Below are 15,699 nucleotides of genomic sequence, written 5' to 3'. Positions count from 1 at the left end.
ACAGCCGATTTAGCGATTAAGGAGTATTGGGGTGTCGAGTACTGATGATGACCAGCTGGCCGAGTTCAAAGACTGGTGGCAGCGCAACGGCAAGCCCCTGGTCACTGGCGGCTTGCTGGCTTTAGTAGTGGTGTTCGGCTGGCAAGCCTGGCACAAGTATCAGGCTAACCAGTCGCAAGGCGCCTCGATTATCTATCAGCAACTGCTGGAAACCACGCTGACGCCAAACGGCAAGCCTGACCTGGCCCAGGTTGCAGACCTGGCCGGCAAGCTGAAGAGCGAATTCGGCGGTAGCACCTACGCGCAATACGGCAGCCTGTTCGTCGCAAAAGTTGCGGTCGACAACGGCAAGCTGGATGACGCCGCCTCCGAGCTGAAAGCCATCACCGACAAGCCGGCCAACCCGACACTGGGTGAAATCGCACGTCAGCGTCTGGCTCAGGTACTGGCGGCACAGAACAAGGCCGACGAAGCACTGAAACTGCTCGACGGCGATGCTGACAAGGCATTCCTGGCCACTCGTGAAGAGCTCAAGGGCGACCTCCTGGTCCAATTGGGTCGTACCGACGAAGCCAATGCTGCGTACCAAAAAGCCAAGGCGGCGCTGTCTGATGAAGCGGCGGTCGGTGGCTTACAAATCAAGCTCGACGACTTGGCCAAAGGGGATGCGTGACGTGATCCGTTGGAAACATGCAGCATTGCTGGCTCTGGCCGTTTTGGCCGCGGGTTGCAGCAGCAACAGCAAAAAAGAACTGCCTCCGGCCGAGCTGACCAGCTTCAAGGAAGAAGTGGTCCTGCAAAAGCAGTGGAGCCGCTCCATTGGTGACGGTCAGGGCGATCTGTACAACCTGATGGTCCCGGCGATCGACGGTGACACTATCTACGCCGCTGATTCCACCGGTGTTGTGGTCTCCATGGATCGCATGAACGGCGACGTCAAGTGGAAGAAAGACCTCGAACTGCCTGTGTCCGGCGCCGTTGGCGTGGGTTCTGGCCTGGTGATGCTCGGCACGCTGAAAGGCGACGTCGTGGCACTGGATTCGAGCACCGGTGAAGAGAAATGGCGCGCTCGCGTGACCAGTGAAGTGCTCTCGCCACCGGCTACCAACGGTGACGTGGTTGTCGTGCAGACCCAGGATGACCGTGTGATCGGCCTCGACGCCGCCACCGGTAACCAGCGCTGGTTGTATGACAGCACGCCGGCGGTCCTGACCTTGCGCGGTACCAGCGGTCCGGTTGTGACCAGCAACCTGGCACTGGCAGGCCTGTCGACCGGTAAAGTGGTCGCCCTGGACACCCAGAACGGCGTGCCGGCCTGGGAAACCCGGGTCGCGATTCCTCAAGGTCGTTCGGAACTGGACCGCGTAGTGGACATCGACGGTGGCTTGCTGCTGTCGGGTGATACCCTTTACGTCGCTACTTATCAGGGCCGTGTTGCGGCGCTGGACGTGCAGAGCGGCCGGATCAACTGGCAGCGTGATGCTTCCAGCTACGCCGGTGTCGCCCAAGGGTTTGGCAGCGTCTACGTAAGCCTGGCGTCCGGCACCGTTGAAAGTGTCGACGAGCGTTCCACCACTGCGTTGTGGAGCAACGACTCCCTGGCCCGCCGTCAGTTGTCGGCACCGGAAGTGTTCTCCAGCTACGTGGCGGTAGGCGACTTTGAAGGTTACCTGCACCTGCTGAGCCAGGTGGACGGTCGCTTCGTGGGTCGCGAACGTATCGACAGCGACGGCCTGCGTGCCCGTCCGCTGGTGGTAGGTAACATGCTTTACGTGTATGGCAACAGCGGCAAACTGGAAGCGCTGACCATCAAGTAATGGTTTGACTATGCTTGGGGTAATTCCCAGGCGGCCCTGCTTCGGCAGGGCATGCGGCGCTTTCGAGCGCTGCCCCGAGCACCAGCCGCTGCCTTGCAGCGGCTTTTGTATTTTCTGAAATAACGAAGTGGAGAGCCGCATGGTTCCCGTAATCGCCCTGGTGGGCCGACCGAACGTCGGCAAGTCCACCTTGTTCAACCGCCTGACCAGGACTCGCGACGCCATCGTCGGCGACTTGTCCGGTCTGACCCGTGATCGCCAATACGGTGAGGCAAAGTGGCAAGGGCGCTCCTACATTATTGTCGACACCGGTGGTATCTCCGGTGACGAGCATGGCATGGACGAAAAGATGGCCGAGCAGTCGCTGCTGGCCATTGAAGAAGCTGATGTCGTGTTGTTCCTGGTGGACGCCCGCGCGGGCTACACCGCTGCAGACCAGATGATTGGCGAGCACCTGCGCAAGCGCAACAAGCGTTCCTACGTGGTGGCCAACAAGATCGACAATATCGATCCTGAAATGGCCCGCGCCGAGTTCAGCCCGATGGGCCTGGGCGATGCGATCCCGATCGCCGGTGCCCACGGTCGCGGCATCACCCAGATGCTGGAAATCGCCCTGCGCGACTTCCCGCGTGATGACGTGGATGAAGTCGAAGGCGAAGAAGAAATCGTTGCCGAAGGCGAGGAAGCCAAGCGCATTCCTGGCCCAAGCGAAAAAGACGGTATCAAGATCGCGATCATCGGCCGTCCGAACGTCGGCAAGTCGACCCTGGTCAACCGCATGCTCGGTGAAGACCGGGTAATCGTCTATGACGAGCCGGGCACCACCCGCGACAGCATCTACATCCCGTTCGAGCGTAACGACGAGAAGTACACGCTGATCGACACTGCCGGTGTGCGCAAGCGCGGCAAGATCCACGAAGAAGTTGAAAAGTTCTCCGTGGTGAAAACCCTGCAGGCGATCAAAGACGCCAACGTGGTGATCTTCGTCATGGACGCCCGCGAAGGCGTGGTAGACCACGACCTGAACTTGCTGGGCTTTGCCCTGGAAGCCGGTCGCGCCCTGGTGATTGCGATCAACAAGTGGGACGGCATGACGCCGAGCGAGCGCGACTACGTCAAGGTCGAGCTGCAGCGTCGCCTGTTCTTCGTCGAGTTTGCCGATATCCACTTTATATCGGCACTGCACGGTACCGGCGTGGGTAACCTCTACGCCTCGGTGCAGAACTCGTTCAAGTCCGCGGTTACCCGCTGGCCGACCAACCGCCTGACCCAGATTCTTGAAGATGCGGTCAGCGAGCACGCGCCGCCGATGGTCAACAACCGTCGGATCAAGCTGCGCTACGCTCACTTGGGTGGTGCCAACCCGCCGATTATCGTGATTCACGGTAACCAGCTGGAGAAGGTGCCGAAGTCCTACGTGCGTTACCTGGAAAATACCTACCGCCGCGTCTTGAAACTGGTCGGTACGCCGATCCGTATCGAGTTCAAGGGTGGCGAGAACCCGTACGAAGGTAACAAGAACAGCCTCACCGACCGCCAGGTAAACAAAAAGCGCCGGATGATGACGCACCACAAGAAGGCCGACAAAAAGCGCCGCGACAAGCGCTGATCCTGATCGGTTGAAAAAGGGCTCTTTCGGAGCCCTTTTTTTGTGCCTGGCGGTTGACCCTTCGCGGCATGCAGCTTAAAACTTGGGGCTCACCGCAAGGGGCGCACCGATGATCACCAGCAAGCTGCCGAATGTCGGCACCACCATCTTCACCACCATGTCGCAACTCGCTGCCGAAACCGGTGCGCTCAACCTGTCCCAGGGCTTTCCCGACTTTAACGGGCCCCAGGAGTTGCTCGATGGAGTGGGCAGACACATTGCCCTGGGCCATAACCAATACGCCCCGATGACCGGCCTGCCGGTACTGCGCCAGCAAGTGGCGGCCAAGATCGCCCGCAGCTATGGCGCAACGGTGAATGCCGACAGCGAAGTGACCATCACCCCAGGCGCCACTGAAGCGATCTTCTGTGCGATCCAGGCGGTGATCCGCAGCGGTGATGAAGTCATCGTGTTCGATCCGGCCTACGACAGCTACGAGCCTTCTGTGGAACTGGCAGGCGGTCGCTGCGTACACGTGCAACTGGGTCTGGATGATTTCGCCCTGGACTTCGAGCAACTGCGCGCTGCGCTGTCGCCGCGCACCCGCATGATCATCCTCAACAGCCCGCATAACCCCACCGGTGCCCTGATCAGCCGTGCCGAGCTGGACCAGTTGGCCGAGTTGATCCGCGACCGCGACATCTACCTGGTCAGCGACGAGGTCTACGAGCACCTGGTGTTCGACGGTGTGCCCCACGTCAGCGTGCTGGCTCACGAAGAGCTGTATCAGCGTGCGTTTGTGGTCAGTTCGTTCGGCAAGACCTACCACGTCACCGGCTGGAAAACCGGCTACGTGGTCGCGCCGCCAGCCCTCAGCGCCGAGCTGCGCAAGGTGCATCAATATGTCAACTTTTGCGGCGTGACCCCGTTGCAGTACGCTTTGGCAGACTTCATGGCCGAACACCCGGAACACGTCGAGGAGCTGCCGGCTTTTTATCAAGCCAAGCGCGACCTGTTCTGCGACCTGCTGGAACCGTCGCGTTTCAGCTTTACCCGGGTGGCCGGTACCTACTTTCAATTGGTGGATTACTCACAGATTCGCCCGGACCTGGATGACGTCGCCATGTCGCTATGGATGACCCGCGAGCATGGCGTAGCAACCATCCCGGTCTCGGTGTTCTACCGGAACCCACCGCAAGGCCAGCGCCTGGTGCGACTGTGCTTTGCCAAACGCGAGGAGACGCTGCGTCAAGCAGCCGAGAAACTATGCGTGATCTGAGTGCACTGCCCAACCTGAACATCGCCCTGGTGCAAACCACCCTGGCCTGGCACGACCGCCAGGCCAACCTGGAGCATTTTGAACTGCTGCTGGAACAGGCCAAGGGTGCCGACCTGATCGTGCTACCGGAGATGTTCACCACCGGTTTCTCGATGGAATCGGAAACCCTCGCCGAGCCTGAAAACGGCCCCACCCATCAATGGCTGCAGGCCCAGGCGAAGAAGTACAACGCGGTGATCACCGGCAGCGTGATCATCCAGGCCGCCGATGGCAGCCACCGCAACCGCCTGCTGTGGGCGCGACCGGATGGTGAGGTGTTGCACTACGACAAGCGTCACCTGTTCCGTATGGCCGGTGAACACGACCACTACACCCCCGGCGAGCGCCAGGTGCAGTTCGAACTCAAGGGGTGGCGGATTCGTCCGTTGATCTGCTACGACCTGCGATTCCCGGTGTGGAGTCGTGACGCCCAGGACACTGACTTGCTGCTGTACACCGCCAACTGGCCGGGCGCACGTCGCCAGCACTGGAACCGTCTGCTGCCGGCACGGGCCATTGAAAACCTGTGCTACGTGGCGGCGGTGAATCGGGTGGGCACGGACGGCAAGGGCTTTGCCTACACCGGCGACAGCCAGGTCGTGGACTTCCAGGGCGAAAGCCTGCTGAGCGCAGGGGAGGCGGACGGGGTGTTCCAGGTGTGCCTGGACGCAGCGGAATTGGCGGAGTACCGCACGCGCTTCCCGGCGAACCTGGATGCGGACAGCTTCGAGTTCACCTGAAGGATTTATAAATCGTTCCCACGCTCTGCGTGGGCACGCCTCTTGTGACGCTCCGCGTCACGCTTCGGGACGCGGAGCGTCCGAGCTGCATTCCCACGCGGAGCGTGGGAACGATCATAAAAAAGGCCCCTGGATTCTCATCCCGGGGCCTTTTGCATTTCAGCGGTCAGTGTTTATGCCGCTTTCGCTTCCAGCTGGCTCAACGAGCGGTTCAGCGCGCTGAACACCGCCTTGAAGCTCGCCGTGGTGATGTTTTCATCAATGCCCACGCCATGCACCGGACGCTCACCGTTCACTCGCAGCTCGATGTAGGCCGCCGCCTTGGCATTGGTGCCGGCGCCAATCGCGTGTTCGTTGTAATCCATGATCTCCACACCAATCGGCAGCCCGGCCACCAGCGCTTCCAGGGCGCCGTTGCCTTTGCCGTGCCAGCGCAGGTTGGTTTCGCCCTGGCCCTTGCCGGAGACTTCAACTTCCACCGAGCTGTTGCCGTTCTCTTCCTGCAAGCGATGGCTGACCAGCGCGTAAGGAATGTTGGCTTGCAGGTATTCACGCTGCAACAAGCTGTAGATCTGCGCGGCGGTCATCTCCAGGCCCACGCGGTCGGTTTCGGCCTGTACCACCTGGCTGAACTCGATCTGCATGCGGCGCGGCAAGCTGATGCCGTATTCCTGCTCCAGCAGGTAGGCGATGCCGCCTTTGCCCGACTGGCTGTTGACGCGGATCACCGCCTCGTAGCTGCGGCCGATGTCGGCCGGGTCGATCGGCAAGTACGGCACTTCCCACAAGGCGTCGTCTTTCTGCTGGGTGAAGCCCTTGCGGATCGCGTCCTGGTGGGAGCCGGAGAAGGCGGTGTGAACCAGGTCGCCGACGTACGGGTGACGCGGGTGCACCGGGATCTGGTTGCACTCTTCGACGACTTTGCGAATACCGTCGATGTCGGAGAAGTCCAGCTGAGGGTCGAGGCCCTGGGTGTACATGTTCAAGGCCACGGTGACCAGGTCGACGTTACCGGTACGCTCGCCGTTGCCGAACAGGCAGCCTTCGACACGGTCGGCGCCGGCCATCAGGCCCAACTCGGTGGCGGCTACGCCGGTGCCACGGTCGTTGTGGGTGTGCAGGCTGATGATCACGCTGTCGCGACGGTTGATATGACGACCGAACCACTCGATCTGGTCGGCATAGATGTTCGGGGTGGCGCACTCGACGGTGGCTGGCAGGTTGAGGATCACCTTGTGCTCAGGCGTCGGGTTCCAGACCTCGATCACCGCGTCACAGACTTCCTTGGCGAACTCAAGCTCAGTGGCGCTGAACGTCTCTGGCGAGTATTCGAAGGTCCACTGGGTTTCCGGCTGCTGGGCGGCGTATTTGACGAACAGCTTGGCCGCGTTGACCGCGATCGCCTTGATGCCATCCTTGTCCTGGTTGAACACGATGCGGCGGAACGACGGCGAGGTGGCGTTGTACAAGTGAACGATGGCTTTCTTCGCCCCGCGCAGGGATTCGAAGGTGCGCGCGATCAAGTCTTCACGGCCCTGGGTCAGCACCTGGATGGTAGTGTCCTCGGGGATGTGATTGTCTTCGATCAGGGTGCGCACGAAGTCGAAATCGGTTTGCGATGCGGCCGGGAAGGAGGCTTCGATTTCCTTCACACCGACGGCGACCAGGGTCTTCCAGAAACGCAGCTTTTTCACCGCGTCCATCGGTTCGATCAGCGACTGGTTGCCGTCGCGCAGGTCGGAACTGCACCAGATCGGCGCGGTGGTGATGGTTTTCGAAGGCCAGGTGCGGTCCGGGATATCAATGGTCGGGAACGCGCGGTACTTCGAAGACGGGTCTTTGAGCATGCTCATCGGGAAATCCTTTGTCTAGGGGCCGAGAAAAGGCGGCCTGCCGTAAAACTGTTATTGGGGATAAAGCAGAAGACGAGGCAGATCGATTCAGCCTGGCAGTCGTGCGCTGACTAGGCACAGGCTGCGGTGCTGGCGGAGCTGAATGAGGGTGTGAGAGGTTTTCATAGGTCCAACCCTAACCGCCGGGGTGAAAGATGGCAAGCAGTCGGAAAAAATTGAGAGAAGTTCTGCTATTACTGAGGAAAACGAGATTTTATGGTTGAGAATTGTGCGCGAGGTTGTTTTGTTTGCGCACCCGTTGCCGGGTGCGCAATTGAGCGTCAGGGCTGAAACGCGCCGATAAAGATCGCCGGATCCACCCGTGCGTCGTTCAGGCTGATGTTCCAATGCATATGCGGCCCGGTCGCCCTGCCGGTGGAACCGACCTTGCCCACCACTGCACCACGAGCCAGTTGCTGGCCCACGCTCACATCAATCTTCGACATATGGCAGAACATGCTGATAAAGCCCTGGCCATGGTCGACAAACACGGTGTTGCCGTTGAAGAAGTAGTTGCCGGTCAGGATCACCTTGCCCGCTGCCGGGGTCTTGATCGGCGTGCCGGCGCCCACGGCAAAGTCCAGGCCGGAATGCGGATTCCGCTCCTCGCCATTGAAGAAACGTCGTACGCCGAACTTGCTCGACAGCGGCCCGTTCACCGGCTTGTCCAGCAGCAGGTTGCTCGGCGTGTTCGGGCTGAAACTGCGATACGCCTTGAGCTGGACCGCCAGCTCGCCTTCGATGCGCTTGAGTTGCGCCGGGTCCGGGTTCACCTGGCTCTTGTTCTTCAGGGTGATGTGCTGCTCGGGGTATTTCTTGAAGCCCACGACAAACGGCAGGTTCTGGCTGCCGCTGGTAATGCGTTGGGTGCCGGGCTTGACCGTCAGCGGGATGCCCACAATCGCCAGCCAGTTGTTTTGCTCCTTCACCACCAGCACTGGGCGGTTCATGTAGGTGGCTTTGGGCGCCGTGGCCGAAGTGCCGAGGTCGACCACCGCCACGCCACCGGGCACCGGCTTGTTCAGCAGCCGGGTGATGTAGCTGTCGGCATGGGCGTTAAAGGTCAGGCACAGCAGCATCAGCAAACTTAAAAAGCGTGGCATCAATCAGTCCAGTAACGAGAGGGTGACGGGCGTCAGGTGGTTGTCTTCCACCCGTACCTGCAATTGGCCTTCACCGAGGCGCGCGGTCAGGCGCTGCCCGGTGTGGGTTTGCGCGGCGTTGCGAATCGCCTGGCCGCGTTCGTCGAGCAAGATGCTGTAGCCGCGTCCAAGCGTCGCCAGCGGGCTGACCACGTGCAGCGTCTGCACCTGGCTTTGCAGTTGCAGGCGACGGGCCTTGAGGCCTTCGCGCATGGCGCGGGGCAGGCGTTCGGCAAGGCTGTCCAGGCGTTGGCGCAACAGCGCCAGTTGGCGGCCGGGGTGTTGGCCGGCGAGGCGGGTTTCCAGGCGGATCAAACGCTCGCGACGGGTGTTGAGGCTGCGCTCGAAGGCACGCCGCAGGCGCATGTCCAGGTCATCCAGGCGCTGGGCCTGTTGGCGCAGGCGCTCGCCCGGGTGACGCAGGCGACGAGCCATGCCTTCCAGGCGCAGGCGGTCGTGGGTCAGACGGTTGCGCATCAGCATCACCAGGCGGCGGTGCAGGTTCTCTACCTGGCGAGTCAGGTGGCTGGAGTCCGGCGCCAACAGCTCGGCAGCGGCGGAAGGCGTTGGGGCGCGTACGTCGGCGACAAAGTCGCTGATCGACACATCGGTCTCATGGCCAACGGCGCTGACGATGGGCGTCACGCAGGCGTCCACCGCACGCGCCACGGCTTCTTCGTTGAAGCACCAGAGGTCTTCCAGCGACCCGCCGCCACGGGCCAGGATCAGCGCGTCGAAGCCGCGTGCATCGGCCAGCTTCAGTGCACGGACGATCTGCGCCACGGCTTCACGACCTTGTACGGCTGTCGGGATCAACGTCAGTTCCACGTTGGGCGCCCGGCGACGGAACACGCTGATGATGTCGCGAATCACCGCACCGGTGGGCGAGCTGATAATCCCGATGCGCCGTGGGTGTGCGGGCAGCGGCACCTTGCGCTCGGCACTGAACAGGCCTTCGGCGCTGAGTTTTTCCTTCAGCGCGTCGAAGGCCAGGCGCAGTGCGCCGTCACCGGCCGGCTCCACCGTGTCGAGAATCAGCTGATAGTCGCCACGGCCCTCAAACAGCGAGACCTTGCCCCGCACCTTCACCGCCAGGCCGTCTTTCAACGCCTGGCGCACCCGTGCGGCGTTCTGCCGGAACAGCGCACAACGCACCTGGGCGCCACTGTCCTTGAGGGTGAAATACACGTGGCCGGAGGCCGGGCGGGCGAGGTTGGAGATCTCGCCTTCGACCCAGATATTGGTGAACACGTCTTCCAGCAACACCCGCGCGCGGCCGTTGAGCTGGCTGACAGTCAGGACTTCGCGGTCCAGGCCCAGACGGGCAAAGGGATCTTTAATCATGGGCGGCAGTTTATAGGCATTCGTGCAGGGTTTGACAGAACTGCTCCACCAGCGCGTTCGGCGTTTGCTGGCAGGCGAGGGCGACGGTGCTTTGGCAATCGGGATCGGCCAGGGGTAAAAAATGGATGTTGGCCGGCGCAATGTCCTGCATCGACTCCGGCAGCAAGGCGATGCCGAATCCGGCCTGGATCAGCTGTAACTGCGTGGTCTTGCGCGACATCACCCGCGCCGCCTTGGGGAAAAATCCTGCACGCATGCACAACTCGGCTGACAGGTAACTCAGCCCTCCGCGCTGGGGGTGAGGGATCGAGATAAACGCTTCGTTCTTCAGTTGCGCCAAATCGATACCGGATGTGTGCCCGGCCAACCGGTGGTTCGGCGGCACGGCCAGCAACAGTCGCTCGCTATATAAAGGCACGATGCGCACGCCTTCGCGCTGGCGCAACACCGGTAAGCGCAACAGCCCGACCTCCAGTCGGCCGTCGGCGATTTCTTCCAACTGGGCTTCGGAGGACAGTTTGGCGATGTCCATCGACACGCCCGGGCATCGTTCCAGCCAGGCACCGATGCCGCGCAGCAGGCGGCCACTCATCGGCACCGTGCTCGAATGGCTCATCCGCAGCGTGCCGAGCTGTCCATTGCCCACTTGCGTCGCCATCTCACTGGCCTTGAGCAATTCGCCCAGCAGGTTGCGTGCCCGCGGATAGAAAGCCTCTCCCGCAGCCGTCAGTCTTGGCTGGCGCGCGGTACGCTCGAACAATGGCGTTTGCAGCAGGTTTTCCAGCTCCTTGATCTGCCGACTCAGTGCCGATTGCGCCACAAACAGCCGCTCGGCCGCTGCGCTGAAGCTGCCGCTCTCGGCGATTTCGACGAAGTAACGCAATTGCCGGGTGGAAATCACAAGTCATGCCTTTTCGAGATGAGTGATGGGCTTTGAAGATATTAGTCGCAACGCTTGCCAATGGCTAAAGTGATGGCCATCTCTAATAAGGAATACGTCATGAGTCCGGTCGAGCTGTTGAGTCATTGGTCGTTTGGCGGTGTGGACTGGCTGGTGATAGGCGTGGCGATTGCCCTGGCGTATATCGTGTTCGGCATTGCAGGCTTTGGTACCGCATTGGTGGCGGGGCCGATCCTGATTCTGTTCATGCCGCTGTCGAAGATCATCCCTTTGCTGGTGCTGCTGGATTTTGTCGCGGCCTTCGGCAACCTTCTGCAATCGCGCCGGGATGTGGTGAAACCGGAGTTGTTCAGGCTACTGCCGTGCATGGCGATTGGCTGCACCCTTGGGGTGATCTTCCTGCTCAACCTGCACTCTGATTTATTGCTGCTGTTGATGGGGCTGTTTATCAGCGCCTATGCGATCTACAGCCTGGCGGTGAAGGCCAAGCCCACGCAGATGGCAGCCGGCTGGGCGATTCCCATGGGGGTTGTCGGCGGGCTGTTTGGCGCGTTGTTCGGCAGTGGCGGCTTTCTGTATGCGATCTACCTCAACAGTCGATTGCCCAAGGATGGCGCGCGGGCGACCCAGAGTGCGTTGATCAGTTGCAGCACGGTGGTGCGCCTGAGCCTGTTTCTGATCGCGGGCGTGTATGCCGAGCTACCCTTGTTGATGTTGGCGGTGTGCCTGTTGCCGGCCATGGCGCTCGGGCTGTGGGCGGGGCGGCGGTTGACCCTGCGCATGTCCCGCGAGGCGTTTGTGCGGTTGGTGACCTGGCTGGTGCTGGCCAGTGGCATTGCCTTGATTGCCCGTTACTTGAGTACTTGACCTGATTGTTTCAGGGATTAAGCTGCCAGCCTTCAGGGCCTCTTCGCGAGCAAGCCCGCTCCCACATTTGGAACGCATTCCCCCTGTGGGAGCGGGCTTGCTCGCGAAGGCGCCAGTAGCCACGCCGCAGGACTCCCATGAATTCCCAAAGCATCCTTGTCCCGAAAATCTCCACGCTACCCGTCCACGAACCCCGCGCCCGGGCGATCGTGCGCTGGCTGGTGCGCAAGAACATCGTCAAGGAAGAACTCACCACCTGCGGGCGCACCGGCAACCGCATGGGCTATGCCCTGGCCGACGGTGCCCGCGCCGTGGTGCTGCACCCCGACGCGCTGCCGTTCAACGAGCCGATCAACGGCCTGGAGATCATCTACAAGCGCTGCATCTACACCCCGGCCAAAGGCTTCCTGGAAGAGGCCGGCTGTCCCGAGTGCCTCAAGGAAGTCGGCGAAGCCCTGTTCGAAAGCCTGGAAGACTGGATGCCCGGCCACACCGATAACTTCACCTGCCCGCTGTGTGGGCATGAGGACGACATCAACGGTTTCCTGTTCCTGCAGGAATGCGGCTTTTCCAACCTGGGATTCATCTTCAATAACTGGGCGGAGGCGGGGTTCAAGCAGAGTTTTATCGACGAATTTGCCGACTGGCTGGACCAGAAGATGAGTTGGGTCAAAGTCGAACTTTAATCCGATGTGATCGTTCCCACGCTCCCGCGTGGGAACGCTTCCCGTGACGCTTCGCGTCGCCCTGGCCAGGACGCGGAGCGTCCAAAGCGGCGTTCCCACGCAGAGCGTGGGAACGATCAGCGCTGCAAAAATCATCCATCTATCAGTATTACCAAGTTTGTCAGAGTTTTACATTGAACCCGAGGGGGTGTCTGACTATAATGGCGCGCTTCCATTTTCCCGCTCGGGAGCCCCCGCGATGCTGCGTATCAGCCAAGAAGCTCTGACATTCGACGACATTCTCCTAGTGCCCGGTTATTCCGAGGTGCTTCCTAACGAAGTCAGTCTCAAGACCCGCCTAACCCGTGGCATCGAGCTGAATATTCCTCTGGTTTCCGCTGCCATGGACACCGTCACTGAAGCCCGTTTGGCAATCGCCATGGCTCAGGAAGGCGGCATCGGCATCATCCACAAGAACATGACCATCGAGCAGCAAGCTGCCGAAGTTCGCAAGGTCAAGCGTTACGAAGCCGGTGTGGTCAAGGACCCGATCACCATCGAGGCCGATGCCACCGTTCGTGACCTGTTCGACCTGACCCGCCTGCACAACATCTCCGGCGTTCCGGTACTGCACGATGGCGACCTGGTCGGCATCGTCACTTCCCGTGACGTGCGTTTCGAGAACCGTCTTGAAGTCACCGTCCGCGAAGTGATGACGCCTAAAGAGCGCCTCGTTACTGTCAAGGAAGGCGCCGACAAGAACGATGTGCGCGAACTGCTGCACAAGCACCGCATTGAACGCGTACTGATCGTCGACGACAAATTCGCCCTCAAGGGCATGATGACCGTCAACGACATCGAAAAAGCCAAGGCTTACCCGCTGGCCAGCAAGGACGATCAAGGTCGTCTGCGCGTAGGCGCTGCGGTCGGTACCGGCAAAGACACCGGTGACCGTGTAGCGGCCCTGGTGGCTGCCGGTGTTGACGTGGTGGTGGTCGACACTGCCCACGGTCACTCCAAAGGCGTGATCGACCGCGTTCGCTGGGTCAAACAGAATTTCCCTGACGTGCAAGTGATCGGCGGCAACATTGCCACCGGCGCTGCCGCCAAGGCCCTGGCCGAAGCCGGTGCTGATGCGGTCAAGGTCGGTATCGGCCCTGGCTCGATCTGCACCACCCGTATCGTGGCCGGTGTAGGCGTGCCGCAAATCAGCGCCATCGCCAACGTCGCCGCGGCCCTTGAAGGCACTGGCGTACCGTTGATCGCCGACGGCGGCATCCGTTTCTCCGGTGACCTGTCCAAGGCCATCGTCGCCGGTGCTTCCTGCGTGATGATGGGCTCGATGTTCGCCGGTACTGAAGAAGCGCCGGGCGAGATCGAACTGTTCCAGGGGCGTTCGTACAAGGCTTACCGTGGCATGGGTTCCCTGGGCGCCATGTCCCAGGCTCAAGGCTCTTCCGACCGCTACTTCCAGGACTCCTCCGCGGGCGCCGAGAAGCTGGTACCGGAAGGCATTGAAGGGCGTGTTCCGTACAAGGGCACCCTGAGCGCCATCATCCATCAACTGATGGGCGGCCTGCGTTCCTCGATGGGCTACACCGGCAGCGCCGACATCGAAGAAATGCGCACCAAGCCTGAGTTCGTGCGGATCACCGGTGCCGGCATGGCCGAGTCCCACGTCCACGACGTACAGATCACCAAGGAAGCGCCAAACTACCGCGTAGGTTGATGCTTCCAGCAAATAGTTAAGTAACCGGGGCTGTCTTATTCAGCCCCGAGTTGTTTCTGATTCATTAGACGAGACTGATCTCATGGCCCTCGACATTCACGCCCACCGCATCCTGATCCTCGACTTCGGTTCCCAGTACACTCAGCTGATCGCCCGCCGCGTGCGTGAAATCGGCGTGTACTGCGAACTGCATCCGTTCGACATGGACGACGAAGCGATTCGCGAATTCGCTCCAAAAGGCGTCATTCTCGCCGGCGGCCCCGAGTCCGTGCATGAAGCCAACAGCCCGCGTTGCCCGCAGGCGGTGTTTGACCTGGGCGTGCCGGTCTTCGGTATCTGCTACGGCATGCAGACCATGGCCGAGCAACTGGGCGGCAAGGTTGAAGGTTCCGAGCTGCGTGAGTTCGGTTACGCCCGTGTCGACGTGGTCGGCAAGAGCCGCCTGCTGGACGGCATCGAAGACCACATCGACGCCGACGGCCTGTTTGGCCTCGACGTATGGATGAGCCACGGTGACAAGGTCACCAGGATGCCGGAAGACTTCCACATCCTGGCCAGCACCCCGAGCTGCCCGATTGCCGGCATGTTCAACGACGAGCGGGGCTACTACGGCGTGCAGTTCCACCCGGAAGTGACCCACACCAAGCAAGGCGGTCGCATCCTGTCGCGCTTTATCCTCGACATCTGCCAGTGCGAAGCCCTGTGGACCCCGTCGAAGATCGCTGAAGACGCCATCGCCAACGTACGTGCCCAGGTCGGCACCGACAACGTCCTGCTGGGCCTGTCCGGCGGCGTTGACTCCTCCGTGGTTGCGGCGCTGCTGCACAAGGCCATCGGCGACCAACTGACCTGCGTCTTCGTCGACAACGGCCTGCTGCGCTTGCACGAAGGCGAGCAAGTGATGGCCATGTTCGCCGAGAACATGGGCGTCAAGGTGATCCGCGCCAACGCTGAAGATCAGTTCCTGAACAACCTGGCCGGCGAGTCCGACCCGGAGAAGAAGCGCAAGATCATCGGTCGCACCTTCATCGACGTATTCGATGCCCAGTCCAACAAACTGGACAACATCAAGTACCTCGCCCAGGGCACCATCTACCCGGACGTGATCGAATCGGCCGGCGCCAAGAGCGGCAAGGCTCACGTGATCAAGTCCCACCACAACGTGGGCGGCCTGCCTGAGGAAATGAACCTCAAGCTGGTCGAACCACTGCGCGAACTGTTCAAGGACGAAGTCCGTCGTCTGGGCCTCGAACTCGGCCTGCCGTACGACATGGTCTACCGCCACCCATTCCCGGGCCCGGGCCTGGGCGTGCGGATCCTCGGTGAAGTGAAGAAGGAATACGCCGACCTGCTGCGTCGCGCCGACCACATCTTCATCGAAGAACTGCGCAAGGCCGACTGGTATCACAAGGTCAGCCAGGCGTTCGTAGTGTTCCAGCCGGTGAAATCGGTTGGCGTGGTCGGCGATGGCCGTCGTTACGCCTGGGTTGTTGCCCTGCGTGCGGTGGAAACCATCGACTTCATGACCGCCCGTTGGGCACACCTGCCGTACGAACTGCTGGAGACGGTCAGCGGCCGTATCATCAATGAGATCGAAGGTATTTCGCGCGTGACTTATGACGTGTCGAGCAAGCCGCCGGCGACCATTGAGTGGGAATGATCCTGCCGTAGCAGGTGAGCGCTGAATAACAAAACC

The 15,699-nt window shown here is 61.2% G+C and carries 13 protein-coding genes; 9 read left to right on the top strand and 4 right to left on the bottom strand.

What is annotated here, in order from left to right; genetic code table 11:
- Positions 1–31 precede the first annotated feature (31 nt).
- The 5 genes from HX869_RS15035 to HX869_RS15015 all read left to right on the top strand — a co-directional run bounded on the left by HX869_RS15035 (position 32) and on the right by HX869_RS15015 (position 5,463).
- Complete coding sequence (locus HX869_RS15035; protein WP_003209663.1) at positions 32–673, top strand: tetratricopeptide repeat protein; 642 nt, start codon at positions 32–34, stop codon at positions 671–673.
- A complete protein-coding gene (gene bamB, locus HX869_RS15030) occupies positions 666–1,817 on the top strand; it encodes an outer membrane protein assembly factor BamB (RefSeq protein WP_003209662.1) in 1,152 nt (383 codons plus the stop codon). Before HX869_RS15035 ends, bamB begins: the two co-directional genes overlap by 8 nt.
- Before the next feature lie 139 nt (positions 1,818–1,956).
- Positions 1,957–3,426, top strand: a complete 1,470-nt coding sequence (der, locus tag HX869_RS15025; protein ID WP_003209661.1) for a ribosome biogenesis GTPase Der — start codon at positions 1,957–1,959, stop codon at positions 3,424–3,426.
- Positions 3,427–3,535: 109 nt separating this feature from the next.
- Complete coding sequence (locus tag HX869_RS15020) at positions 3,536–4,684, top strand: pyridoxal phosphate-dependent aminotransferase (protein ID WP_003209660.1); 1,149 nt, start codon at positions 3,536–3,538, stop codon at positions 4,682–4,684.
- Positions 4,672–5,463 carry an amidohydrolase gene (locus HX869_RS15015; RefSeq protein ID WP_102368191.1) on the top strand — a complete coding sequence of 264 codons (792 nt, stop codon included), beginning with the start codon at positions 4,672–4,674 and terminating at the stop codon, positions 5,461–5,463. Before HX869_RS15020 ends, HX869_RS15015 begins: the two co-directional genes overlap by 13 nt.
- 173 nt (positions 5,464–5,636) lie before the next feature.
- Here the strand turns inward: HX869_RS15015 and leuA are convergent, their stop codons facing one another.
- The 4 genes from leuA to HX869_RS14995 form a co-directional block, all read right to left on the bottom strand.
- Positions 5,637–7,316, bottom strand: a complete 1,680-nt coding sequence (gene leuA, locus HX869_RS15010; protein WP_003209657.1) for a 2-isopropylmalate synthase — start codon at positions 7,314–7,316, stop codon at positions 5,637–5,639.
- Positions 7,317–7,636: 320 nt separating this feature from the next.
- Entirely contained in the window at positions 7,637–8,458 is an 822-nt protein-coding gene (locus HX869_RS15005) for a peptidoglycan DD-metalloendopeptidase family protein (RefSeq protein WP_008438272.1), read from the bottom strand.
- Positions 8,459–8,461: 3 nt separating this feature from the next.
- Positions 8,462–9,841: an exodeoxyribonuclease VII large subunit gene (gene xseA / locus HX869_RS15000; RefSeq protein ID WP_003209653.1), complete on the bottom strand. Its 1,380-nt coding sequence runs from the start codon at positions 9,839–9,841 to the stop codon at positions 8,462–8,464.
- A gap of 10 nt (positions 9,842–9,851) precedes the next feature.
- Positions 9,852–10,742 carry a LysR family transcriptional regulator gene (locus tag HX869_RS14995; RefSeq protein WP_087695128.1) on the bottom strand — a complete coding sequence of 297 codons (891 nt, stop codon included), beginning with the start codon at positions 10,740–10,742 and terminating at the stop codon, positions 9,852–9,854.
- Positions 10,743–10,841: 99 nt separating this feature from the next.
- On the opposite strand from HX869_RS14995, the gene HX869_RS14990 reads away from it, so the two are divergent.
- The 4 genes from HX869_RS14990 (at position 10,842) to guaA (ending at position 15,663) form a co-directional block, all read left to right on the top strand.
- A complete protein-coding gene (locus HX869_RS14990) occupies positions 10,842–11,609 on the top strand; it encodes a sulfite exporter TauE/SafE family protein (protein WP_003209649.1) in 768 nt (255 codons plus the stop codon).
- Between the two features lie 137 nt (positions 11,610–11,746).
- Positions 11,747–12,295, top strand: coding sequence for a hypothetical protein (locus HX869_RS14985; protein ID WP_003209647.1), 549 nt, complete (start codon positions 11,747–11,749; stop codon positions 12,293–12,295).
- A 238-nt stretch (positions 12,296–12,533) separates the two neighbouring features.
- Positions 12,534–14,003, top strand: a complete 1,470-nt coding sequence (gene guaB, locus HX869_RS14980; RefSeq protein WP_003209646.1) for an IMP dehydrogenase — start codon at positions 12,534–12,536, stop codon at positions 14,001–14,003.
- A gap of 82 nt (positions 14,004–14,085) precedes the next feature.
- Positions 14,086–15,663, top strand: coding sequence for a glutamine-hydrolyzing GMP synthase (guaA, locus tag HX869_RS14975; RefSeq protein WP_003209644.1), 1,578 nt, complete (start codon positions 14,086–14,088; stop codon positions 15,661–15,663).
- The last annotated feature ends 36 nt before the right edge of the window (positions 15,664–15,699 follow it).

The sequence above is a fragment of the Pseudomonas sp. P7779 genome, from assembly GCF_013386315.1.
GTDB lineage: Bacteria > Pseudomonadota > Gammaproteobacteria > Pseudomonadales > Pseudomonadaceae > Aquipseudomonas.
The sequence above is the reverse complement of the archived record's forward strand: the minus strand, read 5'-3'. Positions and strand labels throughout refer to the sequence as shown.

Bases quoted from the DNA above. Each gene is read 5' to 3' on its own strand.
- bamB (WP_003209662.1), top strand. From the start codon at position 666: ATGCGTGACGTGATCCGTTGGAAACATGCAGCATTGCTGGCTCTGGCC.
- der (WP_003209661.1), top strand. From the start codon at position 1,957: ATGGTTCCCGTAATCGCCCTGGTGGGCCGACCGAACGTCGGCAAGTCC.
- HX869_RS15020 (WP_003209660.1), top strand. From the start codon at position 3,536: ATGATCACCAGCAAGCTGCCGAATGTCGGCACCACCATCTTCACCACC.
- HX869_RS15015 (WP_102368191.1), top strand. From the start codon at position 4,672: ATGCGTGATCTGAGTGCACTGCCCAACCTGAACATCGCCCTGGTGCAA.
- leuA (WP_003209657.1), bottom strand. From the start codon at position 7,316: ATGAGCATGCTCAAAGACCCGTCTTCGAAGTACCGCGCGTTCCCGACC.
- HX869_RS15005 (WP_008438272.1), bottom strand. From the start codon at position 8,458: ATGCCACGCTTTTTAAGTTTGCTGATGCTGCTGTGCCTGACCTTTAAC.
- xseA (WP_003209653.1), bottom strand. From the start codon at position 9,841: ATGATTAAAGATCCCTTTGCCCGTCTGGGCCTGGACCGCGAAGTCCTG.
- HX869_RS14990 (WP_003209649.1), top strand. From the start codon at position 10,842: ATGAGTCCGGTCGAGCTGTTGAGTCATTGGTCGTTTGGCGGTGTGGAC.
- HX869_RS14985 (WP_003209647.1), top strand. From the start codon at position 11,747: ATGAATTCCCAAAGCATCCTTGTCCCGAAAATCTCCACGCTACCCGTC.
- guaB (WP_003209646.1), top strand. From the start codon at position 12,534: ATGCTGCGTATCAGCCAAGAAGCTCTGACATTCGACGACATTCTCCTA.
- guaA (WP_003209644.1), top strand. From the start codon at position 14,086: ATGGCCCTCGACATTCACGCCCACCGCATCCTGATCCTCGACTTCGGT.